Below are 24,086 nucleotides of genomic sequence, written 5' to 3' on the forward strand. Positions count from 1 at the left end.
GGTATAAAACGGGCACCTGCACGAGATTACGCAACTTTTTGGCATGATATCGTATAAGTTATATGCCTGAGCATTTTGCATGAAGGATGTAATATGCTAATTTACTACTAAATAGAAATGATAATATGGGTTTTGACGGGACAGAGGAGGAATGGTCATGAAACTGCTTCAACGCATCAAAGACGGAGCGAACAAAGCAACAGAGCGTGCCCAGCACGCCGTTGAGATTGGAAAACTGAACAACCAGATTGTGGGCTTGCAACAGGAACAGGAAGTCCATTTTACAGATATGGGTCGCATCTTCTATGAGGGCTATCGGGCACAGGATATGACGCGTGCAGAAAAAGAGATGGTGGATCTGTCGCAGCTCTGCGACGAATTGCAGGACGAGATTGATGGTCTGCGCAACAAGATTGCACAGCTGAAGAATGAACGGTTGTGCGAGTGTGGGCATGTCGCTTCCCTAGATGCCAACTTCTGTCCTAAATGTGGACGCAAGTTGGGTGAACTCAAGACAGCAGCACCTACAGTAGGAGCTGCAGGAGTTGCAAAAGCGACCACAGCTGCGAGACAAGAGGCAGCTGTAACTCAAACCCAAAATCCGGAGCCGGACTTCTACGATGCGCCAGCTGAATTGGAACTGGAGGAAGACGAGCCGTATCACACGGTCATTCCTTCCATAGCCGATCTGGAGACGGAATCAGAATATAACAGTACGGAATTTACGCAGGAAGAAAAGGAAGCGTTCGATGCAGAGTGGGAACGTCGCAGAGATGAAGAGATGCAACGGGAACGTGAGCGTCAGCAGGAGCTGGACGAACGCATCCGCTACTGGAAAGAAAATAACCCGATTGTGAACACGGTGGACGTACAGACCGAAGTGTCACGCGAAATGGTGAATTGTCAGATTTGTGCAGCCGAGCTGCCCAAAGGTTCGAAGTGGTGCCCGCGCTGTGGTGCTGAACAGATCTGATCTGATGCAGTAGAAGCACTGCCGCATCAGTGTGAGGCAGTGTGGGTTGCTGACAGCATGGGGGGACGGGAATATGGACCAACTGCTGCATCATTTGCGTCATCTCGGGTTTACAGAGATGGAATCTAAAATTATGGTGGAACTCGCCCGCCAGGGATCAGCCTCAGGATATGAGGTTGCGAAGCGGCTGGGCGTGTCCCGTTCCAATGTATATGCGACCCTGCAACGGCTGGAACAACGTGGTTTCCTGCGGTGTAGCCCGGGGGAGCCTGCGAAGTATAGTGTGTTGAAGCCTGAGGAGATGACGCGTATGATCTCGGATCAGATGCGTACCTCTCTGGATTATGTCCAGAGCAGCATGCCCAAGAGCGAACCGGAGAAGCCTGTCTTCTATAACATTGAGGGTGACAAAAATGTGTTTGAGAATCTGAGCCGTGAATTGGCTGAGGCTCAGCATGAGATTGTTGTAGATGTCTGGCGTGAAGAGGCAGAGCTGCTGCGTCATGATTTACAGCAGGCTGAAGCTCGGGGTGTGCGGCTGTTATGGTCGTGTGATGGTGGTGAAGGCATGCTTGATCAGCCTGTCCCTTGGCCGGGTTTGCCTTTGTACGGCACAGGTAATGGTCGGAAATTTTCCCTGGTGGTCGATCGCCGCTGGTGCATGCTGGGCATGCGCGGGGAATCATGCGCCACACAGGCAGTGGTGACGGAGCATCCGGTAATGACCGGACTGCTACTGAATCATTTTGCTCAAGAGCTGGTGTTGTACGAACTGGAACAGGATATGGGGGAGGAACTGGAGTCCCGCTATGGGCACCGGTACGAAGAACTCTCTGCGCGTTATTGGTCTTCTCCTTCAGGAGAGGGTGACCAGAGTTAGACAGATCGGCGACTAATTCACCTCTGATGGAGTGAACATGCCAGCACAAAGGTATCTTTCTTAATCTCGATGAACGAATAATTCTGTTGCGTACATAAAGCAGGCGCTGCCGGAGAGGCAGACGCCTGTTTATGCTGGTTTGAGGTATCACAGTGATGTTCGTCACAGCATCTGTTTCCAGTCAGGTCAATAGTAAAGGTATGAAGTTATGCTATTTTTGAGAAAATGAAGCTATGAACATTCGATTGAACTGGATCGGGTTGAGCAGGATTGTACATGATCAATCTTTGGGCAAGTGATACAGTGCTTCCAGCACGTCCGTATAATAAGCAGTGCCATGGGGCACAAATTCCGTTGCCAGAATCTCACGAACGATACGCTCCGGTGTATAAGCTGCATGATCGCTTAATGGCTCCTTATGACTGCTGGAATGTGGTGGTGATATCAACGGCTGAGTCTGAACTCCGGTAGCTTGAATGACATCGATTTCACTACGGAACAATGCCAGTAGATCATCCAGCGGCACCTCATACAGGCTATCCACCTCGCTGGGCTGCAGAACGTAGGCTTCAAGCGGCTGGTTCAGACATAATCCATAGACCGCACTGAATTCCCGATCTACGAATGGAACACCACGGACCTCTCCTTGGAGCTGCTGTGTAGCCGTGAATAGATAGGTTAGTGCATCGAAAGATACATGTACACCCAATTCCTCCTCCAGCTCACGACTGGCGTCTTGCAGTTGTTCACCAGCGGTGAGATGACCTGCTGCTGTAATGTCGTAACATCCAGGGAAGGTATCCTTAACATCACGCCGCCGCTGAAAAAGAACCTGTCGTTGTTCGCCTTCGTCACGCACAATCCAGCAGTGGAATGAACGGTGCCAATATCCTTTGGCATGGACCTCGCTACGCGGCGCTGTACCGATCCAATGTTGCTGATCATCATAAATGTCGAAACGTTCTGGGCTCATGAAACGTATCTCCTTATATAGCAGTTTTTAAAGTTCAAAATTTCACAAAGTTTGTTTTTAAACGAAAGGGGAACGATCGTATGGAATGCATTGTACACTTTCAGGTGATTTATCCGCAACCTCAGGAGCGTAAAAGCCTTCGAGGACTTATATTTGTAGGGCAGGGTCAGGAACCGGCTAGCAGTCAGTTAAGCAGCATGTTTAAGGATATGGGATTCAATGTACGTTTGGAAGATGAGGCCCAATTGTTGTTCAAGCCAGTGGATGCTTCGGCCAACTTTGAATATATTCGCGTAACAGAACTGGATACCGGGGAAGAAGTTTACAAGGAAGATAAGGATCTGAAGTCGATTCTGGAGCATTTGCTGCCACGCCGTTTCTAATTCATAAAGATGGGGCGAATGAAATTCACGGGGCAGTAAATGTAATACATGTATGTAAGGCATAAAAGAAGGCCCCACCTTTACGGTGGAACCTTCAAGCTACGCCATATCGTATTAAGTATTTGTGCTTAGCTTTTCATACATAAACCCTAGCAAGTCGGGAAGTTGTTCTCGGTATTCGCATCAGGATGCATATCAGGAAGCCAATTCGGTGTACGATTTAACGCTAATTGTAATTATGCTGTTGCGCCGCTTCCTTCTGCTTCCAGCTCTGAAGTACAGTGTGAGCAGCGGGTAGCCGCAGCTGGGATTTCAGATAGGCAATACTTGCAAGCCTTGGTCGTTTTTTGCGGCTCGGGCTTTTTGTGTTCCTTGCTTTTGAGGTAGTTGATACCCTTCACAAGCATGAAGATACAGAACGCAACGATAAGAAAATCAATCATGACGTTGATGAACTGACCATAAGCAATCACGGTAGCCCCAGCTTCGTTGGCTTGAGCAAGTGTGGTGATCTCCTGTCCGTTTGCTGTTTTCATATCCCGATCCAGGTTGATGATTTTCTGACTGAAGTCAATCCCACCCAGCAGTTTTCCAACCGGAGGCATGATGATATCATTCACAAGGGATGTGACGATTTTACCAAAAGCTGCCCCAATAATGACACCGACCGCCAGATCGATGACGTTGCCGCGGACGGCAAATTCCTTGAATTCTTTAAGTACGCCTTTCATGTCTGCATATCTCCTTTGATCATTTCAATTCATAATGTAGGCCGCGTTTCCATCCATTCTCCGTTCAGATCCGCGCTTCCGTTCTCATATTGTACATAAAAAAATGATTCCTATCACCCCCTGTTTGCAAATTAAGACAAGTTTCCGCAACTTCCATGAAAATACTTCTTTATTTCACGCCGCCGATTCGGTATACTTCTAACATTGTCAGTTATGTTTAACCATGTACATTCAGGTTCGCGATCATACATTGTAACGAATCATGGAGCCAAAAAATTAAATATGCCGTTACTCGTATATGTGCAGGAATAGGCCTGCATGTCTCTACCCGATCACCGGAATGATCGGACTACGGGAAAGATGCTGCAACATGTTGTATGGTTGGAATGAGATTATTCTCGGACAGTTTGACTGAAAGGCAGGTTCAGGTAGCTTCACATCTGATCCTGGACAGACTGTTTGGAGTTTGACGTGTCAGAAATGAACTCCTGCTCTAATATCCTTCCAGTACACTTGCAGCATCCATACGGCTTGTCCATATACGTACAAGTCCGTCTTTTCCCGTCTCCGGTTATTCCGCAGCATGTGAAAAGGCGGGCTTTTTGCTTTTTTACCATGAGATTGAAGTAGCATGTGGGTTTCTGTGCGGAGGGCATTCAGGGGGAAGAATAGCAATGCAATTGTTAAAAGACAAGGTAAGACAGGAAGGTATTGTCCTGTCCGAGCAAGTACTCAAAGTGGATTCATTCCTGAACCACCAGATGGACCCGGTTCTGATGAAGGAAGTGGGCAAGGAATTCATTCGCCGCTTTGAAGGGGAAAATATCACACGTGTGCTAACGATTGAATCGTCAGGGATTGCGCCAGGCATCATGACTGCGTTGGAGCTGAACGTACCGCTTATTTTTGCACGGAAGCAGAAGTCGCTCACACTGACGGAAGATATTCTGGTGGAGAAGGTCTACTCCTTCACGAAGCAAGAAACGAATGAAATTACCGTTGCCAAGAAATTCATGAAGCCTGGGGATCGCGTATTGATCATTGACGATTTTCTGGCAAACGGTGAAGCAGCATTTGGTTTGGCTCGCATTGTGGAGCAGGTTGGAGCAGAAGTGGTTGGCATCGGTATTGTTATTGAGAAAGCATTTCAGCCGGGAGGTCGCTTGTTGAAAGAAGCAGGATACCGTGTGGAATCACTGGTTCGCATCGGGGCTTTGTCAGATGGACAGGTTACATTTGCGGACGAGGAGGGCACGAACTAATATGGCACGCGAACGTATTTTTCAGCGGCATCGGCACCCAATCAAAACGTTCTCACTCGGACTTCAACATGTGCTTGCCATGTATGCAGGGGCCGTTGTCGTTCCACTTATCGTTAGTAACGCATTAGGCTTTACACAGGAACAATTAACCTATCTCATTGCTATTGATTTGCTCGCATGTGGTGTGGCTACACTGCTTCAGGTATGGGGAAATAAATATTTCGGCGTAGGGCTGCCTGTCATGCTCGGTTGTGCATTTCAGGCCGTGTCTCCGATGATTCTCATCGGAATGAACAGTGGAGTATCTGCCATTTACGGAGCGATTATCGCTTCAGGGCTTTTCGTATTGATATTCTCTGGTCTCTTTGGGAAGCTGATTAGGCTTTTCCCGCCTGTCGTGACAGGTTCGGTTGTGACCATTATTGGTCTGACTCTGATCCCGGTTGCTTTCCATGACCTGGGTGGTGGTCAGGGGTCAGAAGATTTTGGCAGCGGAGTGAACTTGTTGCTCGGTTTCGGTGTGTTGGTCTTTATTATTTTAATGACTCGTTTTACAACCGGATTTATTCGCTCCATCTCGGTACTGATTGGTCTGCTCGTTGGTACGGTGGCGGCAGGATTTATGGGCGAGGTTAATTTTGCCCCTATTCGCGATGCAAGTTGGTTCCATGTTGTTCAGCCGTTTTACTTCGGTAGACCGACCTTTGAGATTGTACCTATTTTGACGATGATTCTGGTGGCGATTGTCAGCGTGGCAGAGTCTACAGGTGTATTTATGGCTCTGGGCAAAATCCTGGACAAAGATCTGTCTTCCAAGGATCTGGCGCGCGGTTATCGTGCAGAGGGCCTGGCCATTGTGTTAGGTGGTATTTTCAACTCGTTCCCATATACAACGTATTCGCAAAATGTAGGACTGGTACAGATGACACGTGTGAAGACACGTGATGTCATTGTTGTGGCTGGTGGAATTCTGGTGGTCATCGGATTTGTGCCGAAGATTGCTGCGCTCGCACAGCTCGTTCCAGGGGCAGTTCTTGGCGGAGCCATGGTGGCCTTGTTCGGCATGGTAGTATCATCCGGTATCCGAATTATCGGTAGTCAGGTCGATCTGAATCGTCATGAAAATCTGTTTGTCATTGCTTGTTCTGTTGGCATGGGGCTGGGGGTTACCGTTGTGCCTGAGTTGTTTGCTGGCGCACCGGACTGGGCTCAGATTATGCTCGGTAATGGTATCATTGCAGGCAGCTTTACGGCGATCTTCATGAATCTGCTGTTCAACGGTCTGGGTACCCAGGAAACAGCCGCCAAGATGGCTGAGAAACAGGCAGATGCCATCCTTGGAGAAACAGGCAAGTCGGCTTAAAAGCCGAACTAGACCTATAATCCAGCATGATTGTTATGTTAACGGTTTGGAATTTAACCTTAACCAGATGAATATTTAAGCAGGTTGATACATCGTAATATACAGCATGAATGGTTTATGACATACATCATTTATACTGTGAATGTTCAACCACATGAACAAGTCACTTTTACATGCGAAACAACGAATTATATGTTGAAGCTGGATATATAGATAAAAGACGATCCACACCCCATTTTAAAGGGGATGGATCGTCTTTTTTGATCATGTCTTCCTAATGTTACAGATGACGCATTTGTTTCTCTGCAAAATCGCCAACCCACGGCAGCTTTAGCCATTTCCCCTGCAGGCTGGTGACCACCATGATGAGCCAAACCACCACACCGAGCAGGGATAAAAGTGATGCCACCAGTGGCCCAAACAACGGAAGAAAAGCGGATAGTACATGTCCGACCATAATGATGCCAAAGACGGTCACGGATTGCAGAGCGTGAAAAAGAACAAATCGGCTACGCTTCTCTACAGCGAGAAATACAATCCCGCCTACAAAGGTAAATAGATAACAGAGCATACCGGCAATATTTTCATCCAGACCGCTAGACGATTTCATGGGTGACATCCGGTCCAGCCTCCTTTAACCTTTTTTACTAGGCTATGAAGGAGATGGACAGAACTGAACCTGTGAATTTATCTGACTAACAAATCAAACAATATTATCTTCCGCCCTCGATCTGTCTGCGAGGGTTTGTGATCTTGCCCATTTTATCAGTATCGTTTTCTTTGGGAACCAAACGTTCATCGGTACGCCCTTCGTGGTGATTATCAAAAGCATACTCCGTCAGTTTCCATTCTGACTTGCCGAGAACGGGGTCTGCCGGGAAGTGTTGCCCACGATGCAGATGTTCCTCACGTCCGGCTTCGTTGATATATACTCCGTCGACTTCCACCTTTTCATGTGAAAGGGGCAGCATATCCTGTTCTTTGCGTTCCATGAGACGGCGCCTCCTTTTAGATACCATTAATTTAACTGTATGGGTTGTCCGTGATAATATCCCCCGAATAGTTCAGTGTTATGCTGGATATATTAATTCCGTATAGAATGGTGGCATTCATAACATATGATTCGGAATTAAACTTTTTGGGCATGAAAACCGTTATATTTATTAGAGGAAATCGTCAAGTCGTAAGATACTTCCGAATATGCTACAATAAGATTATGATTCATTCCGAATCATATCGGGTATTTATAGTGTCAGGTACTTGCTTTCTAGCGAGGTTCCCGACCTAAAGCTTGCTTTAAGCCGCGCACACAACTTCATGGATGGCATTTAAGACTTATTCGGCATTCTCTAAACGGAGCATTCACTTTCAACGTTTTGGGAGGGAATTACAATGGCAACGAAAGGTCACAATGAGGTCAAAGAAAGTTTGAGGGAAATGACTCGGATTTTCCGTCCTAAAGATCCAAAAAAATTCGTGAAGGAGTACGTGAGAAAATACCGGATTACGGGTGGATACGAGGAAGAATTGACTTCTGTGGTTGAGCATGAGCTTGTCAAGATGGATTCTTCCGTGTCCTGAAACAACACACAACTCTGATTATACTGTTCCGATAATGAATAGAACCGTCTTCCGGGCGATAAGCTCCGGCAGGCGGTTTTTTTTGCGTTCCTGCTGCATATATATGGGAGTACACCTACAGCGGGAAGGATGAATGCATGTGGACCCTATTTTGAAAACCAAAGAAGAGATTGGCTACATGCGGGAAGCTGGACGAATTTTGCGAAGTTGTCACCAGCATATTGAGCAGTGGATGATACCTGGTATCACGACAGCGGAGATTAACGAGCGGGTGGAAGAGTTTCTGGCAGCACATGGGGCCACACCGGAACAAAAAGGATATAAAGGATATCCGTACGCGACGTGTGCCTCTGTCAATGAAGTGGTCTGCCACGGATTTCCGGGAGAAGAAGAGCTGTCGAGCGGGGATGTAGTGACCATCGATATGGTGGTGAACAAAGACGGCTGGCTTGCTGACTCGGCCTGGACATATGGCATTGGTGAACCAAGCAGATCCATTCGCAAGCTGATGAGGCGCACGGAGAAGGCCCTTGAGCGGGCGATTGCCCAGGCAGTTCCGGGGAATACGCTCGGAGATATTGGAAATGCCATTGAACGAACAGCCAGACTGCATCGGTACGGAATTGTGAAGCCCCTCATCGGCCATGGAATCGGTCAATATATTCATGAGCCGCCAAATGTGTTGCCGTATGGCAAGCGCAGAACGGGCACGATGCTCACCGAGGGTATGGTCATTACCATTGAACCCATCTTTACGAAAGGCAGTTCCGGGGCCGTTGTGTGGGATGAAGATGGATGGACAGTAAGGACGGTAGATGGCAGCTGGGGAGTACAGTATGAGCATACGGTTGCAATTACTGGGGATGGTCCCTTGATTCTGACCAATGGTACATGAGAAGAAGTCAGTGATGATTGAGGACTTGAATTGAACCTTTCTGAGGAATGCTCCATGCTGTTTTGAGCTTGAATGTAGCGGTATGGAGCGATAGGTATGTTTTCTGAATGGATATGGAAGAGGGTTTCCATAAAATCTGATCTTTCTTTTGCATAATATCGCATGTTTTGAATGTGAGAAAAATCACCAATAAATCGAGTTTTATCACCGAAATTTGGCAAAAATTTTCAAATGTAGAGTGTAATACTTTTAACTGAAATCGTTTGCAAATCAAGTTGTAGAGCGGTTTTTTACATAAAGTGAACAATTTGTGAACATGTGTCCAAAGATTGACAAAATCATACCCTCAACTTATATTTAATAAGTGATTGAAGCATATAGAATGAATTGGAAGAATGCGCAGACATGCCCTGAGCAGGAAATCACGGGAGTACTGGAAGCGTTATTTTTGTAAGCGTTCTGTATGATGAAGAGGATTATGCGTATCGTGCTGAAACGTACCTTTTGTTGCCTTTCTATTGAACGACAACGGTAATCTACGAAAACGTAAAAAAGTGGGGTAGATCAATGATGAAACAGTGGCAGGTTGCAAAGCGAATTCTCCCCTTGCTGGCGGTGTTCTCTTTGCTGCTATCCGCATGCGGGCGGGAAGACTTGTCGGTAATGAAACCTCAGGGTCCTGTGGCGCAAGGCCAATATGATCTGATGAAGTTATCCATCACGATTATGATCGTGGTGCTCATCATTGTATTTGCTATAGCGGCCTATGTTCTGATCCGGTTTCGTAGACGAGCCGGGCAGACCGACATGCCTGAACAGGTTGAAGGTAATTTCAAGCTGGAAGTAATATGGACAGCCATTCCGTTATTGCTGGTTATTGTGCTGGCAGTACCGACAGTCCAAACGATTTTTGCCCAAGGCGAAGATCTGTCCAATGACAAAAATGCACTTAAGGTCCAAGTCACCTCGCATCAGTACTGGTGGGAATTCACTTATCCTCAATATGACGTAACCACCGCTCAAGATCTCATCATCCCGACCGGAACAAAAATCGCATTCGAACTAAAAACCGCTGACGTGCTTCACTCCTTCTGGGTGCCGTCACTTGCGGGCAAAATGGACACAAACCCGGATGGAACACTTAACAAGTTCAGTTTCTCTGCACCAAATGAAGGCGTTTACCGCGGTAAATGTGCCGAGTTATGTGGCAGATCGCATGCTTTCATGGAGTTTAAGGTAAAAGCAGTGAGTCAGGAATCCTTTGACAGATGGGTGAATCAGATGAAAGCACCTGCAGTCCTTCCTGAAGATACTCAATTAGCCGAGAAATTCAAAACAAACTGCCTTTCTTGCCACGCTGTTGGCGATCAAGGTGGACCAGTAGCGCCTAACTTGACGGGAATCGGCGGCAAGGAATCTGTCGCAGGCATTTTGCTGAATTCTCGTGAGGGACAGGAAGAAGGTAGTCCGGTACTGGATAACATGAAAGAATGGCTCCATGATCCACAATCCGTGAAGCCGGGCAATACCATGCCGAATCCCAAAGATCTTGGGTTGACGGATGAAGAAATCGACGGAATTGCCGAATATCTGGCCAACTACAAATTGGACTATGAATAGAACAGCAAGGACGAAGAAGGGGGTACACAACCTTGGCTCATGCGCATAGCGTCAAGAGGTACAGGGGCTTGATGGATTGGATCACCACCGTCGATCACAAAAAAATCGCCATTCTCTATTTGGTTGCTGGTGGATTTTTCTTTGGAATCGGCGGCATTGAAGCCATTTTGATTCGGATTCAACTAATGAAGCCTATGAATAATTTTGTATCGGCACAGGTCTTCAACGAATTGATTACAATGCATGGAACAACGATGATTTTTCTTGGTGTCATGCCACTTATTTTTGCCATTATGAATGCAGTTGTGCCTTTACAGATCGGGGCAAGGGACGTTGCTTTTCCGTTTCTTAACGCGCTTGGTTTCTGGACGTTCCTTTTTGGTGGACTGCTGCTGAACCTGAGCTGGGTTATGGGTGGAGCACCCGATGCTGGCTGGACCTCATATACGCCGCTTTCGGGCAGTGAGTACAGTGGAACGCATGGTGTGGATTTCTACACCATCGGTCTTCAGATCGCGGGTCTGGGAACGCTCATTGGGGGCATTAACTTTCTCGCAACGATTATTACAATGCGTGCTCCAGGCATGTCCTACATGCGGATGCCAATGTTTACATGGACGACATTTATTACATCTGCCATTATCCTTTTTGCTTTTCCTGCCATCACGGTAGGACTTGTACTTTTGACGTTTGATCGTATACTGGGAGCGAATTTCTTCGATGTCGCAGGTGGCGGTAACCCCGTACTCTGGCAGCACATCTTCTGGATTTTCGGGCACCCGGAAGTATACATTTTGATTTTGCCGGCATTTGGTATCATCTCGGAGGTTATTCCGACCTTCTCGCGTAAACGGTTGTTCGGATACAGCTCCATGGTATTTGCCACCATCCTGATTGCCTTCCTGGGTTTCATGGTATGGGCGCATCACATGTTTACAACAGGCCTGGGAAATGTAGCCAACGCGCTATTCTCCATCTCGACAATGTTGATTGCCGTGCCTACGGGGATCAAAATCTTTAACTGGCTCTTTACGATGTGGGGTGGACAGATCCGCTTTACAGCGGCGAACTTGTTTGCTGTTGGTTTCGTTCCAACCTTCGTTATGGGTGGTGTTACTGGTGTCATGCTGGCATCTGCTCCAGCGGATTTTCAGTTCCATGATACGTACTTTGTTGTAGCTCACTTTCACTACGTTATTGTAGGGGGACTGGTGCTCGGCTTGTTCTCGGGACTGCATTACTGGTGGCCGAAGATGTTCGGACGTATTCTGAGTGAAACACTTGGAAAATGGACATTCTGGACATTTATGATCGGTTTCCAATTAACGTTCTTTGTACAGCATTTCCTCGGTCTGATGGGGATGCAGCGCCGGATCGTTACATATTTGCCGAATCAGGACTTTGATCTGCTCAATCTGGTCAGCTCCGTCGGGGCATTTCTGATGGGTGTGGGGGTTATCTTATTCCTCGCGAACATCGTAATCACCATGAGAAAACCGGCTGGTGCGCCAAACGATCCGTGGGAAGACGGTCGTACCCTGGAATGGTCCATTCCTTCACCGCCACCGGAATACAATTTCAAGCAGACTCCGCTGGTACGTGGAATTGATGCGTACTGGAAGGAAAAGATGGCAGGACATACGGAGATGACACCAGCTGAACCCGTAGGTTCGATTCATATGCCGTCAGCAACGCCGTTGCCGTTTGTAATGTCTGTGGGGATCTTTATTGCTGGACTTGGCCTGATGTTCAGCAAGGATGAATTCGGTAATGCGTTTATGAATGCGTTGTTTAACAATTATATTGTGGTTGTCATTGGCCTTTTGATTACATTTGGATCAATGGCACTGCGTTCACTTTACGATGATCATGGCTGGCATATTGAACCGGAGGATCAGGATGAGAAGGGGGCTAGAACATGACAACCTCACATGCCGAACCGGTGAACGACAAATTGCCGCATGAACCGGAGAAAGCGACGCTGGAGGGACGTAACAAGCTGATTGCCTTCTGGTTGTTCCTTGGCGGAGAGACTGTACTGTTCGGTACGCTCTTTGCTACCTTCCTGGCTCTTCGTGGCCAAACCAATGATGGACCTACAGCGAATGAACTGTTCCACCTGCCACTCGTGGCCGCTGCAACATTCATTCTCCTGGTCAGTAGTTTGACGAGTGTATTTGCAATTCAAGCTATGCATAAGGGCAAGCGAGATGCACTGGCATTGTGGCTTGGTATCACGGTGGTACTGGGTATGGGATTTCTCGCGCTGGAAATATACGAGTTCTATGAGTATGTGAAACATAAAGAGTTTGGCATGACTACCAGTGCCTTCAGTTCAGCATTCTATACACTGGTCGGGTTCCACGGAGCCCACGTTGCTTTCGGTATTGTGTGGATCGGAATCATTATTGGGCAGCTGTTCAAAAAAGGATTGACGGTCGTAACTGCACCTAAAGTATACGTCTCCGCAATGTACTGGCACTTTATTGACGTGGTCTGGGTGTTTATCTTTACGGTCGTGTACCTGCTCGGAAAGGTGGGGTAGCACATGTCAGCACAAGATAAGACAGACCAACAGCCTGTGAAACACCGTCACCGGACGGAAGGGCCACAGAAACATGTCGTGGTGTTTGTTTTCTCCATTATTCTCACGCTGATTGCGTTTGCGGCTGCTTCTGCCGGAGGGGTCAACACAACCTTTACGATTATTATTTTGCTCGTGATGGCTATTCTTCAGGTATTCGTTCAATTGGGTTATTGGATGCACTTGAAGGATAAAGGGCATTTGATGCCAATCCTGTTCATGGCCTTTGGCTTTTTCGTAGCCTTTACGTGCATCATTATGGCACTGTATTGGGTTTGGTGGTAAAAGAGATGGCGGCGGCGCAATGCCGCCGTCTTTTCCCCTTTTTGGCGAATGAATCTTCACAACGAAATGAAGGCAACAACCAAATTAGGTCACGGGGAGGTTTCCCGTATGCTCGGGTTGCAATATTTTAGCTTCAACGACTTATGGAGTCCACTTATATTGGCTTTATTTCTGATCATTGCTGCGGCGTATTTAGTGCTCGTGGGACCGTTGAGCGAGCAAATAAAGGATGCAGAGCCTGCGACTGCCGGGCAGAAAATTATGTTTATTACAGGGTTGTTTGTCCTCTATCTGGCTCAAGCAGGACCATTTAATCTGCTTGGTCACGTGATGTTTAGCTTTCACATGGTAAGCATGGCGTTCTCCTATCTGGTAGCGCCGCCGCTGATGATGAAAGGCTTGCCGATCTGGGTATGGCGCAGAATCGTACGCTGGTTGCCAACACGCCAGCTATCGTTTCTGGCTCATCCGATCGTTGCGGCAGTGCTCTTTAACGGGCTGTTCTCGTTGTATCACCTACCGATTGTACATGATTACGTTATGCTGAATTTTACCGTTCACCGGTTGTATTATATTGGACTGTTTATCACCTCGATGCTCATGTGGTGGACATTGCTGAATCCGTTACCAGAGGGCAGACAAGCTTCCGGGCTCTCTAAGATCGGTTTCATTTTTTTGAATATGGTACTGCTCACACCTGCTTGTGGATTGATTATTTTTGCGTCCGAGCCGTTGTATCAGACGTACAGCAACCCGGCAGTATGGGCTGAAGCCATGCGATATTGTGTGTCAGGAGATTCTACAGCTTTACTTCGCTCATTTGGTGGCCCAGCCTTCTTCAACTTCCTGTCCTCCGCGAAGGAAGATCAGCAGGTCGGTGGCATTGTAATGAAGTTTATTCAGGAAGGAATTTTCGCCTCCATGCTGGCCTATGTCTTTTTCCAATGGTATCGGAAAGAGAAGCAGGAAGATGATGATGATTCGTATCCTGCTGGGGGCGCAGGGGGGCCACTCAATCCGGCTGCCAAATAATTAAGTCAATGTTCTGACAAGAGGGGGAACACACGATGGATATGTATTTTTGGCTACCAACGATCAGTACTTCTTTCATTGTGATAAGTGCAGTACTGGTGGGGATTGGATGGGTACTGATTATTCGGGGCAAACGCGAGGCTCATCAGTCCGCTATGGTAGCAGGTGCGATTGCAGCTCTAATCTTCTTTGTGATCTATATGTCTCGCACGGTGTTCGTAGGTAATACGGCTTGGGGCGGGGACCCGGATCTGGAGATCTTTTATCGGATATTTCTGATCTTTCATATTATCCTGGCTACCGTGGCGGCGATATTCGGCATTTCAACACTGGTGTTGGGGTTCAAAAAGAAGTTTGGAAAACATCGTCGCTGGGGCAAGTTCACGTCCATGATCTGGTTCGGGTCAGCGCTAACAGGTGTTGTTGTGTATGTTCTTCTATATATTTTATATCCTGGTGGTCATACACGTCCGGTGTGGGAAGCTATCCTCGGCGTGTAAAAGTGGGGACACAACCTCAAGGTTAATGGTGCGTGCGTCACTATAATATTATGAAAATATGAAAATGGACGAATCTAGCAGAAGATTCGTCCACGCTACCTCTCTTATTCATTCATAGAATGAGTTCGAGAGGGGGGAAACAAAATGAAAAAAACAGTCAGTGTTAGTCAAACGTATCCACGTCTTACCGTGTATTCAGAAGAGAACTACAGAGGGAGAAGCCGCATCTATCGTGGCAACACGGGTCTCCGTAATCTGGACAATATTTTGGACGGGGTAGAGAGCCTGCGTTTTTTCTCAACAAGTTCCAATGCAACACTTGTCGTGTTTACGCGGCCTAACTTTCAGGGTGGATTTCGTGTCTTCCGTGGCAACACCAACTTGAGAGATTTGGATGATCTGATCCGTGGCAATGATGTGGAATCCCTGATCTCCACGAATGAGCGGCTGACTCTGGCCGAGATTCGTGCGATCCGCAGCAGTCGCAGTCTTCCTAGTGGCTATAACCTCGTTTAATTGAAAGACCTCTTCTTCTAACAGGTGCTAGAGAACGGCAAGGGCTGTATCCGAATTGTGTTTACACAATAACGGGTACAGCTTTTTTGCTGTGATCCGGGAACTTGAGTTTAATCCCCGCCACCCCCACTATCCCCACCACTGTCATTGCTGCTACCACTATCGCTGCTGTGATGAGAATATGTGTCTGATGAAGAATCTGAATCATGATGTTTGTGATCCGATGTGTGTCTGGAATGACGATCATAGGAGTCATCTCCTGTAATGACCGGATATCCTGAAGCAGAGTCGGCATAACCGTTGTTACGGCGTATGCGGTGTCTGCCTTTTTTGGCAGAATGACGATGAGGTTCATCCCGGAGGATTAACCAGATAACGACGATAAGGAAAAGGAGCACAAATCCGATCTCGACCAGCCAATCCATAGCTGTAACCTTCCTTTCTTTGATTCGTAACTATCATTTATTTTAACGTAAATTTGAACTGTGTCCTATACCATCTTCCTGATTCAGGAAAATTAGGGGTTGACGGGATCAGAATTCGGTCTTTATACTGTGTATATTGATATATACAGTAAACACAGTGATCACAGTAAACGAGATGAGTGAATGACAGGTGAAAGGCAGGCATGCATATGAACGAATGGAAACAGGCGTGGTGGTTGACCCGCAACCAAATGAGCAAGGATAAGCTCCAATGGCTATGGTCTGCCATATTCATGATATACACTGGCAGCATGAGCGGTGTGATGTTAATAGGACAACAACAGACAGATTTCATTAATCCGGTCGTGGATGCCTTCTTTTTACTTATGCTGCCATTTCAAGGGTTTATGTTCTGCAGGCGCTCCTTTCGTTACATACATGAGGATTCCTATACGCAGATGCTGGCTTACTATCGCAGAATTCCTATCCCTGAACAAGCGGTGATGTGGTCCAGGTTACAGCAGTCTCTGATGGCATTTGCTTACAACGGTATCTTTTTCTACGGATCGCTATATGTGGTTAACCTTCATTCCGAAGGATTTCGATGGGATCAATACCTGGCCTTTAGCCTTACCTGTACAGGTTATGGACTTTTGGTAACAGGATTGTATATTTACGGAGAGTTTCTGAACAGTGGCAAGAAATATTTGCTTCTCAGTACGCTTTTTGTACCAATCGCCATTGGCATGTCCTTATTGATTCGAATGTCAGGCAGTTACGGATTACGGCTTGTACTGGATGAAAGTAAATCATGGGGGTTGCTTTCCCCGATCATGTGGATTGCTCTGGTGGCCGGCGTAGCGGGATTATGGCTGTTTAGTCGTTTAACGCTGAAGAAGCTGGTTCATCGGGATTTGAATTAATATGAGAGTTGAGCTTATGTACGAATACAGGATGAAACCGGCACGGTCAGGTAACAGACTGGAGTGTACCGGAGGGCGAGGTGCAAGATGTGAAAATACCCATTCAAATTAATGAAAATAGCGCTGAACCTTTATACCACCAAATTGAAAATCAGTTAAGATCGTTAATTATTACGGGTCAGTTGGGGGAGGGAACACATTTGCCGTCCATTCGTGAGTTCGCCGGAGCGCTGAATTGCAGTGTTATTACGGTTAGACGGGTCTATCAGGATCTGGAGAACGAAGGTCTGCTTCGTACGAAGCAGGGGACAGGTACATTTGTGGCTCAGGTAGAAGCCGGCGATAGAGAAAATTATAGATTGAAGGCCGCGCAGGAAGCGATGCAGGCTGCGGTGCAGTCCGGAAAATCGGTAGGGTGCACGGAAGAAGAGATGGAGAGCCTGTTCCGGGAAGTCCTGAAGGCTATTTACGCGAAGTAAGGGAGTGATTCATACATGGAACCCATAGCAATCCAGCTGAACGGCGTATCTAAAATGCGAAAACGCAGAGTTATTGGCCCGATTGATCTGAGCATCCCGGAAGGGTATGTAGTGGCCATTCTCGGTCACAATGGTTCAGGCAAAAGCACACTACTTAACATGCTACAGCAAGTGGTGCTGCCAGATGCTGGGCAGATTATATGGTTTGGTCAGGAACATGATGGGCCACTTCCCATTGAACTGAGACAACAGATTGGTTTTGTGGCAGATAACGCTGGTTCGGAAGAGAACCGGATAACAGCACAGGAAGCAGCTCATTTCCGTGCATACTGGTACCCGCGATGGGATATGAAGTTGTTCGATCAACTGATTCGCGATATGGAAGTACCCGTTGATGTGAAGCTGAACAAGATGTCCAAGGGAGAACGGCGAAAATTTGAGATTGCAGCTGCAATTGCAGCTCGCCCAAGACTCTTGCTTCTGGATGAGCCTTCGTCAGGACTGGACCCCTTTGCCTGGAAAGTGATGGTTGAGCAGTTCCGTACCTTCATGGCTGAGGGGGACACCACGATTCTGATTGCTACGCATATTGCAGACGAAGTCAAAAGACTTGCGGATTACATCGTATTGATGCACCGTGGTCAGTCGCTGGGGATGGCCGAGAAAGATATGGTGCTCGATCAGTGGAAAGAAGTCTGGTATGAAGGAGACTTAAGGCCAGAGAGTATCCCTGGTGTTGTGGAATCTTCTTTGGAAGAAAGAGGTCTAGTTCGTGTCATTACAACCCGGGTCAGCGAAGCGCAGGAGAGGCTGGAGCTCGCGAATAACCGAGTATTGAAAATCCGTAACTTGGAATTAGATGAAGTGCTGGCGTTCTGGATTGCCGGGTATGCACCCGTACAGTGGAAATAATCGAAGGGGGACGATAAATGATGAACCGATTGGAATTGAAGCAAGTCGTCAAGCAATATGCTGACAAAACAGCCGTTAATGGAGTTACGCTCAATGTAAAAGAAGGGGAGATTTACGGACTGCTCGGAGCCAATGGTGCAGGCAAAACAACAACGATGCGCATGGTGCTTGGACTTATTCACCCGGACGGGGGGAATATCCTGTACAACGGCAAGCCTTACAATACGGAGCTACAACAGATTATGGGTTATCTTCCGGAAGAACGCGGATTGTACCCGAAGGTGAAAGTCAGCGAACAGATTAATTATCTGGCACGGCTTCGTGGCATGAATGGTAAGGATGCAGATCAAAGTCTCAAATACTGGTTGGATCGGTTCGAAGTTCCGGAATATTACGATAAGAAGATTGAGGAGTTATCCAAAGGTAATCAGCAGAAGATGGGCTTTATTGCAGCTGTAGTGCATAGACCGCAGATTCTCATTCTGGATGAAGCGTTCAGCGGACTGGATCCTGTGAATGTGGAATTACTCAAATCCACTGTCAAGGAATTGCGTGATGAAGGTACAGCTATTCTGTTCTCGACACACCGCATGGAACACGTTGAAGAGTTGTGTCGCCAGATCACCATTCTGCATCGTTCCAACACGGTGGTACAAGGCGAGATCAAGGAGATTAAGAGCCGTTATCCACGTGAGCAGGTATTCCTGGGTACAGTTGGAAGTGTGGAGGGGCTAGAGCAATTGTCTGGTGTGAAGAAAGTCGAGCGGAATGAGCGCGGGTACCTGATGCATATTAGTCAGGTGGAAGCTGCTCAAGAGATTTTGAGAACAGCCATGACTCAGACGACAGTGGAACACTTTGAACTGAAGGAACCAACGCTTAACCAAATCTTTATTCGTGAGGTAGGTGAGTCGAATGAATAAAATGGGAACGATTACGGGTTTTACATTTAAAAACAAAGTTAAAACGAAATCATTCATGGTGACAACCATTGTACTTGCACTTTTAATTTCTATCGGACTCAATGTTCCATATTTCATTACCTTATTCAATGGGGGTTCCATTGGCGGAGCTTCAAGTAGCAATCCTGTAAATATTGGTCTCCTGAGCACTGGGCAGCCAGAAGTTTCCGAGAAACTGGAGAGTTTCTCGGCGGCGCAAGGAGATCAGGCCTATCGATTCATTGCTAGTGGAGACAAGGATGAAGCGGCTCTTGCAGCGGATGCAGAAGCAGGGCTTACCGATGGCTATCTGAAGTTTGAACCGGTTGCTGGACAGGAGTTCCCACAGCCCATTCTCTATTCAGCAGAAGACGTATCACCTCAGATCATTGCATCCATTGAAGCTGCATTGCAGAGTGTGAAGTTGGATGTGGTTGTGAAGGATGTACTCACGGCGGAGCAGAAGGAACTGATTACAACACCTGTGAAGCTCACCGAGCAAAGCTTGAGTACAGATGGAAGTGGAGCTGGTGCTGAGTCAGAAGGTGCGATGAGCCCGATTAACTATATTGTGGTGTACTTGCTGATCATCCTACTGTTCACCTCGACGATGATGACAGGCAACATGATTGCCTCTGAGATCACAGCTGAGAAGAGCTCGCGTATTATGGAGATTCTGATTACGAGTGTATCACCGCTCAGTCAGATGTTTGGTAAAATCATCGGGATCTTCATGGTAGGGATGCTGCAAATTGGAATCTTCGGAGCAGTGGTTGCCGGAAATATCTTGTTACCGCATAACCGTGCAGTGTTAGGTGATTTCAATATGAATCTGAGTGATGTGAATATTGCGGTTATTGTGTACGGACTCATATTCTACATTCTGGGTTACTTCCTGTATGCCGTGTTGTTCGCTGCCATTGGCTCAATGGTAAGCCGTACTGAAGAGCTGGGTCAGGCTGTTCTGCCAATTACGATGCTGTCGCTTGTATCCTTCTATATTGCAATCTTCAGTATTTCTACGCCGAACATTCTGTTGTTGAAAATCGCAAGCTTTATTCCATTCACGTCGCCGACCGCGATTCTGGTACGAATCGGTGCGGGAGTTGCACCGACTTGGGAGGTTTTAACTTCATTAGCGATTCTCATTGTATCCATTATCATCTTCGGATGGCTTGCAGCCAAAATCTATCGCACAGGTGTGCTGATGTACGGTAAACGTCCGACCTTTAAGGAATTGTTTAAAGCCATGAAGGCTTATAAGATCTAAGTTGAGTGTTTGAAGGGGATGATAGAGTGCTGCTTCGTTTGTGGAGTGGCACCAATTCTCACTTTATCCGTAGTATCTGAAGATGTCCATTCTGTTAAAATGGGTTGGCAAATAAATGTACTAAAGGAGAATACATAATATGAAGAATTGGAAAAGCACGCTCTTATCTCTTACCATCTCGGTAGGCTTGCTCGCATCTGCGGTACCGGCTATGGCTGCTCCACAAGAAACTTCCGTCAAGGTCAATGACCAGGCAGTGAAATATGCTACAGGAGCACCAATCCTGGATAAAGGTACAACCATGGTTCCATTGCGGACTACGCTGGATGCTATGGACGTGAAGCTAACAACTGCGACAGATGATACGATCACGGCTGTGATCGATGGCAAAACAATTACACTCAAAAGTAAACTTACACGGATCAACGGTGTAACGTATGCTCCAATCCGCATTGTCGGTGATGCAGCGGGTTATGAAGTTCGCTGGGATGCTGCAACGCGCACAGTGCTGTTGGTATCCAAAGGTGGAGCAACGGAAACTGTCCAAACGGGTGGACGTGGCTTCATGTGGGAAGTGGAAAGCAATGGCAACACGGTCTATCTGGTAGGGTCCATGCATATTGCGGATGAGAGCTTCTATCCATTGCGTCCGGAGTTTGAGGAAGCATTTGCGGAAGCCGACTATCTTGGGGTAGAGATTGATATTAGCAAAGCCGCTGACGAAGAGCAGCAAAAGCTGGTTCTAAGCCTGGGTTCATATCAGGATGGAACAACGCTGAAAGACCACATTTCCAGTGAAACGTATACTAAGCTGGGCGATGTATTGAAGAAAAATGGTCTAGAGCCTAATGCTTTGGATGCATTTAAGCCGTGGGTAGTAGAAAGCACACTCGCAAGTTTGAAGTCCACAACGGCAGGATACGAAGCGTCAGCAGGAGTGGATCTGTATTTCATCCAGAAAGCGATCGAGCGCAAACTCCCAGTTATTGAGTTAGAGAGTTATCAATCTCAACTTGGCATGTTTAACGACTTTTCCAAAGAAACACAAGAGGAAACATTGAAAACAACAATTGAAAACTTCGACGTGTTGGATAACAGTGTGAAAGAAATGGCTGAGATGTGGAAAACGGGTAATGACGAGCAACTGCTTGAACTGACAAACAGCTTCTCCACTAACGAGGAATATAACAAAGCAATGCTGGTTGATCGTAACATTGGTATGGCGGACAAAATCGATGGTTATCTGAAAAACGGCAAAGGCGAGGAGTATTTCATTGTTGTTGGCGCGGCACACTACCTGGGCGATCACGGCATCGTGAAACTGCTTGAGGATAAAGGATATAGCGTAGAACGTAAATAAATATAGATCACTATAGAAGGTAACCCTTTCGTCTCGAATAAGAGAGTTGAGAGGGTTACCTTCTTATATATAGAAGAAGGACAGATTAGATAGTGAAGATCAAGTGCATGGATAATACTATTGAACTTATGATTACATTGGAGATTCAAGGTCCTTAAAAGGGATAGATTGTAGAATTAATATTTTTATAAATTAACTCTTTACAAGTACGTGTGCTGCATGGTATATTCTATTTCCGGCCAAAAAAACACGAGATACACGGTGCGGCAAGCGAATGAAATAAGCTTCGAAAGAAACTTAAAAAAAGAGCTTGCAAAGTTGGTTCGGACATGATATTATATAAGAGTTGCTGAAGAGAACGACATTCGGTAGCAAAACAAGTTTGATCTTTGAAAACTGAACAACGAGTGAGTAAACATTCTGCTTGCAGAATGAACGCGAAAGGTCGAAGCAAGCCTTGGCTTGGATCGACTGGAGCATAAATGAGATTTTTAATCTCGTCAGATTCAAAATGAGCTTATCGCTCTTTTCAATACTTTATTGGAGAGTTTGATCCTGGCTCAGGACGAACGCTGGCGGCATGCCTAATACATGCAAGTCGAGCGGACTTGAAGAGAAGCTTGCTTCTCTGATGGTTAGCGGCGGACGGGTGAGTAACACGTAGGCAACCTGCCCTCAAGTTTGGGACAACTACCGGAAACGGTAGCTAATACCGAATAGTTGTTTTCTTCGCCTGAAGGAAACTGGAAAGACGGAGCAATCTGTCACTTGGGGATGGGCCTGCGGCGCATTAGCTAGTTGGTGGGGTAACGGCTCACCAAGGCGACGATGCGTAGCCGACCTGAGAGGGTGATCGGCCACACTGGGACTGAGACACGGCCCAGACTCCTACGGGAGGCAGCAGTAGGGAATCTTCCGCAATGGGCGAAAGCCTGACGGAGCAATGCCGCGTGAGTGATGAAGGTTTTCGGATCGTAAAGCTCTGTTGCCAGGGAAGAACGCTTGGGAGAGTAACTGCTCTCAAGGTGACGGTACCTGAGAAGAAAGCCCCGGCTAACTACGTGCCAGCAGCCGCGGTAATACGTAGGGGGCAAGCGTTGTCCGGAATTATTGGGCGTAAAGCGCGCGCAGGCGGTCATTTAAGTCTGGTGTTTAATCCCGGGGCTCAACCCCGGATCGCACTGGAAACTGGGTGACTTGAGTGCAGAAGAGGAGAGTGGAATTCCACGTGTAGCGGTGAAATGCGTAGATATGTGGAGGAACACCAGTGGCGAAGGCGACTCTCTGGGCTGTAACTGACGCTGAGGCGCGAAAGCGTGGGGAGCAAACAGGATTAGATACCCTGGTAGTCCACGCCGTAAACGATGAGTGCTAGGTGTTAGGGGTTTCGATACCCTTGGTGCCGAAGTTAACACATTAAGCACTCCGCCTGGGGAGTACGGTCGCAAGACTGAAACTCAAAGGAATTGACGGGGACCCGCACAAGCAGTGGAGTATGTGGTTTAATTCGAAGCAACGCGAAGAACCTTACCAGGTCTTGACATCCCTCTGATCGAATCAGAGATGGTTCTTTCCTTCGGGACAGAGGAGACAGGTGGTGCATGGTTGTCGTCAGCTCGTGTCGTGAGATGTTGGGTTAAGTCCCGCAACGAGCGCAACCCTTGATCTTAGTTGCCAGCACTTCGGGTGGGCACTCTAAGGTGACTGCCGGTGACAAACCGGAGGAAGGTGGGGATGACGTCAAATCATCATGCCCCTTATGACCTGGGCTACACACGTACTACAATGGCCGGTACAACGGGCTGTGAAGCCGCGAGGTGGAACGAATCCTAAAAAGCCGGTCTCAGTTCGGATTGCAGGCTGCAACTCGCCTGCATGAAGTCGGAATTGCTAGTAATCGCGGATCAGCATGCCGCGGTGAATACGTTCCCGGGTCTTGTACACACCGCCCGTCACACCACGAGAGTTTATAACACCCGAAGTCGGTGGGGTAACCGCAAGGAGCCAGCCGCCGAAGGTGGGATAGATGATTGGGGTGAAGTCGTAACAAGGTAGCCGTATCGGAAGGTGCGGCTGGATCACCTCCTTTCTATGGAGAATCGTTTCCTGTAACGGAAACATTCAAATACAAGTCTTCAGGAAGCATGCTTCCGAAGCGAGCTTTACTTCGTAAAGCTTTTAACTCACTCGTTGCTCAG

25 protein-coding genes, 1 rRNA gene and 1 riboswitch are annotated in these 24,086 nt (G+C 47.3%); of the genes, 21 read left to right on the forward strand and 5 right to left on the reverse strand.

All coding sequences use genetic code 11. The annotated features are described in order from the left end of the window. Positions 1-157 precede the first annotated feature (157 nt). Together NKT06_RS02950 and NKT06_RS02955 are read left to right on the forward strand one after the other, a co-directional pair. Positions 158-973, forward strand: a complete 816-nt coding sequence (locus NKT06_RS02950) for a zinc ribbon domain-containing protein (RefSeq protein ID WP_253429694.1) — start codon at positions 158-160, stop codon at positions 971-973. Positions 974-1,046: 73 nt separating this feature from the next. Further along, entirely contained in the window at positions 1,047-1,853 is an 807-nt protein-coding gene (locus tag NKT06_RS02955; RefSeq protein WP_253429697.1) for a TrmB family transcriptional regulator, read from the forward strand. Between the two features lie 280 nt (positions 1,854-2,133). Here the strand turns inward: NKT06_RS02955 and NKT06_RS02960 are convergent, their stop codons facing one another. Continuing rightward, complete coding sequence (locus tag NKT06_RS02960) at positions 2,134-2,826, reverse strand: NUDIX hydrolase (protein ID WP_253429700.1); 693 nt, start codon at positions 2,824-2,826, stop codon at positions 2,134-2,136. 80 nt (positions 2,827-2,906) lie between these two features. Between NKT06_RS02960 and NKT06_RS02965 the strand changes: the two genes are divergently transcribed. After that, a complete protein-coding gene (locus NKT06_RS02965) occupies positions 2,907-3,209 on the forward strand; it encodes a hypothetical protein (RefSeq protein ID WP_253429703.1) in 303 nt (100 codons plus the stop codon). 236 nt (positions 3,210-3,445) lie between these two features. Here the strand turns inward: NKT06_RS02965 and mscL are convergent, their stop codons facing one another. Next, positions 3,446-3,940 (reverse strand): large conductance mechanosensitive channel protein MscL, encoded by a 495-nt coding sequence (gene mscL / locus NKT06_RS02970; protein WP_253429706.1) that lies wholly within the window; start codon positions 3,938-3,940, stop codon positions 3,446-3,448. 272 nt (positions 3,941-4,212) lie between these two features. Next, positions 4,213-4,312: riboswitch (purine riboswitch) on the forward strand. Between the two features lie 302 nt (positions 4,313-4,614). On the opposite strand from mscL, the gene NKT06_RS02975 reads away from it, so the two are divergent. Next, entirely contained in the window at positions 4,615-5,202 is a 588-nt protein-coding gene (locus NKT06_RS02975; protein ID WP_036613196.1) for a xanthine phosphoribosyltransferase, read from the forward strand. 1 nt (position 5,203) lies between these two features. Continuing rightward, on the forward strand, positions 5,204-6,565 hold the full coding sequence (locus tag NKT06_RS02980) for a nucleobase:cation symporter-2 family protein (RefSeq protein ID WP_253429709.1): 1,362 nt from the start codon (positions 5,204-5,206) through the stop codon (positions 6,563-6,565). A gap of 280 nt (positions 6,566-6,845) precedes the next feature. On the opposite strand, the gene NKT06_RS02985 is transcribed toward NKT06_RS02980, so the two are convergent. Both NKT06_RS02985 and NKT06_RS02990 read right to left on the reverse strand, forming a co-directional pair. Next, a complete protein-coding gene (locus tag NKT06_RS02985; protein ID WP_062837331.1) occupies positions 6,846-7,184 on the reverse strand; it encodes a DUF4870 domain-containing protein in 339 nt (112 codons plus the stop codon). A 94-nt stretch (positions 7,185-7,278) separates the two neighbouring features. Next, positions 7,279-7,557 carry a transposase gene (locus tag NKT06_RS02990; protein WP_091018633.1) on the reverse strand — a complete coding sequence of 93 codons (279 nt, stop codon included), beginning with the start codon at positions 7,555-7,557 and terminating at the stop codon, positions 7,279-7,281. 400 nt (positions 7,558-7,957) lie between these two features. Between NKT06_RS02990 and NKT06_RS02995 the strand changes: the two genes are divergently transcribed. From NKT06_RS02995 to NKT06_RS03035, 9 genes are all read left to right on the forward strand, one after another. Next, a complete protein-coding gene (locus tag NKT06_RS02995) occupies positions 7,958-8,146 on the forward strand; it encodes a hypothetical protein (RefSeq protein ID WP_017690840.1) in 189 nt (62 codons plus the stop codon). A gap of 133 nt (positions 8,147-8,279) precedes the next feature. Beyond that, on the forward strand, positions 8,280-9,041 hold the full coding sequence (map, locus tag NKT06_RS03000; protein WP_253429712.1) for a type I methionyl aminopeptidase: 762 nt from the start codon (positions 8,280-8,282) through the stop codon (positions 9,039-9,041). 567 nt (positions 9,042-9,608) lie between these two features. Further along, positions 9,609-10,661 carry a cytochrome c oxidase subunit II gene (coxB, locus tag NKT06_RS03005; protein WP_253429715.1) on the forward strand — a complete coding sequence of 351 codons (1,053 nt, stop codon included), beginning with the start codon at positions 9,609-9,611 and terminating at the stop codon, positions 10,659-10,661. A gap of 71 nt (positions 10,662-10,732) precedes the next feature. Next, the gene (gene ctaD / locus NKT06_RS03010) at positions 10,733-12,583 is read left to right on the forward strand and encodes a cytochrome c oxidase subunit I (protein ID WP_483311607.1); all 1,851 of its coding nucleotides are present in this window, start codon (positions 10,733-10,735) and stop codon (positions 12,581-12,583) included. Further along, entirely contained in the window at positions 12,580-13,206 is a 627-nt protein-coding gene (locus tag NKT06_RS03015) for a cytochrome c oxidase subunit 3 (RefSeq protein ID WP_047840264.1), read from the forward strand. The genes ctaD and NKT06_RS03015 overlap by 4 nt, the downstream gene beginning before the upstream one ends. Before the next feature lie 3 nt (positions 13,207-13,209). Continuing rightward, entirely contained in the window at positions 13,210-13,530 is a 321-nt protein-coding gene (locus NKT06_RS03020; protein ID WP_253429722.1) for a cytochrome C oxidase subunit IV family protein, read from the forward strand. A gap of 108 nt (positions 13,531-13,638) precedes the next feature. Then, the gene (gene ctaG / locus NKT06_RS03025) at positions 13,639-14,562 is read left to right on the forward strand and encodes a cytochrome c oxidase assembly factor CtaG (protein ID WP_253429725.1); all 924 of its coding nucleotides are present in this window, start codon (positions 13,639-13,641) and stop codon (positions 14,560-14,562) included. A gap of 35 nt (positions 14,563-14,597) precedes the next feature. Next, positions 14,598-15,062, forward strand: a complete 465-nt coding sequence (locus NKT06_RS03030) for a DUF420 domain-containing protein (RefSeq protein ID WP_253429728.1) — start codon at positions 14,598-14,600, stop codon at positions 15,060-15,062. Between the two features lie 144 nt (positions 15,063-15,206). Next, positions 15,207-15,578, forward strand: coding sequence for a hypothetical protein (locus NKT06_RS03035; RefSeq protein ID WP_253429731.1), 372 nt, complete (start codon positions 15,207-15,209; stop codon positions 15,576-15,578). A gap of 110 nt (positions 15,579-15,688) precedes the next feature. Here the strand turns inward: NKT06_RS03035 and NKT06_RS03040 are convergent, their stop codons facing one another. Then, positions 15,689-16,003, reverse strand: coding sequence for a hypothetical protein (locus NKT06_RS03040; RefSeq protein ID WP_253429734.1), 315 nt, complete (start codon positions 16,001-16,003; stop codon positions 15,689-15,691). Positions 16,004-16,212: 209 nt separating this feature from the next. Between NKT06_RS03040 and NKT06_RS03045 the strand changes: the two genes are divergently transcribed. From NKT06_RS03045 to NKT06_RS03075, 7 genes are all read left to right on the forward strand, one after another. Next, positions 16,213-16,926: a hypothetical protein gene (locus NKT06_RS03045; RefSeq protein ID WP_253429737.1), complete on the forward strand. Its 714-nt coding sequence runs from the start codon at positions 16,213-16,215 to the stop codon at positions 16,924-16,926. Positions 16,927-17,015: 89 nt separating this feature from the next. Further along, entirely contained in the window at positions 17,016-17,405 is a 390-nt protein-coding gene (locus NKT06_RS03050) for a GntR family transcriptional regulator (RefSeq protein WP_091038380.1), read from the forward strand. Between the two features lie 15 nt (positions 17,406-17,420). Further along, positions 17,421-18,317 carry an ATP-binding cassette domain-containing protein gene (locus tag NKT06_RS03055; protein ID WP_253429740.1) on the forward strand — a complete coding sequence of 299 codons (897 nt, stop codon included), beginning with the start codon at positions 17,421-17,423 and terminating at the stop codon, positions 18,315-18,317. A gap of 20 nt (positions 18,318-18,337) precedes the next feature. After that, positions 18,338-19,240: an ABC transporter ATP-binding protein gene (locus tag NKT06_RS03060; RefSeq protein ID WP_253442358.1), complete on the forward strand. Its 903-nt coding sequence runs from the start codon at positions 18,338-18,340 to the stop codon at positions 19,238-19,240. Further along, positions 19,233-20,528 (forward strand): ABC transporter permease, encoded by a 1,296-nt coding sequence (locus tag NKT06_RS03065; RefSeq protein WP_253429743.1) that lies wholly within the window; start codon positions 19,233-19,235, stop codon positions 20,526-20,528. Before NKT06_RS03060 ends, NKT06_RS03065 begins: the two co-directional genes overlap by 8 nt. 139 nt (positions 20,529-20,667) lie before the next feature. Continuing rightward, positions 20,668-21,888 (forward strand): TraB/GumN family protein, encoded by a 1,221-nt coding sequence (locus tag NKT06_RS03070; RefSeq protein ID WP_253429746.1) that lies wholly within the window; start codon positions 20,668-20,670, stop codon positions 21,886-21,888. A gap of 537 nt (positions 21,889-22,425) precedes the next feature. After that, positions 22,426-23,977 (forward strand): 16S ribosomal RNA (locus tag NKT06_RS03075). Positions 23,978-24,086: the final 109 nt, after the last annotated feature.

The organism is Paenibacillus sp. 1781tsa1 (assembly GCF_024159265.1).
Taxonomy (GTDB): Bacteria; Bacillota; Bacilli; order Paenibacillales; family Paenibacillaceae; genus Paenibacillus.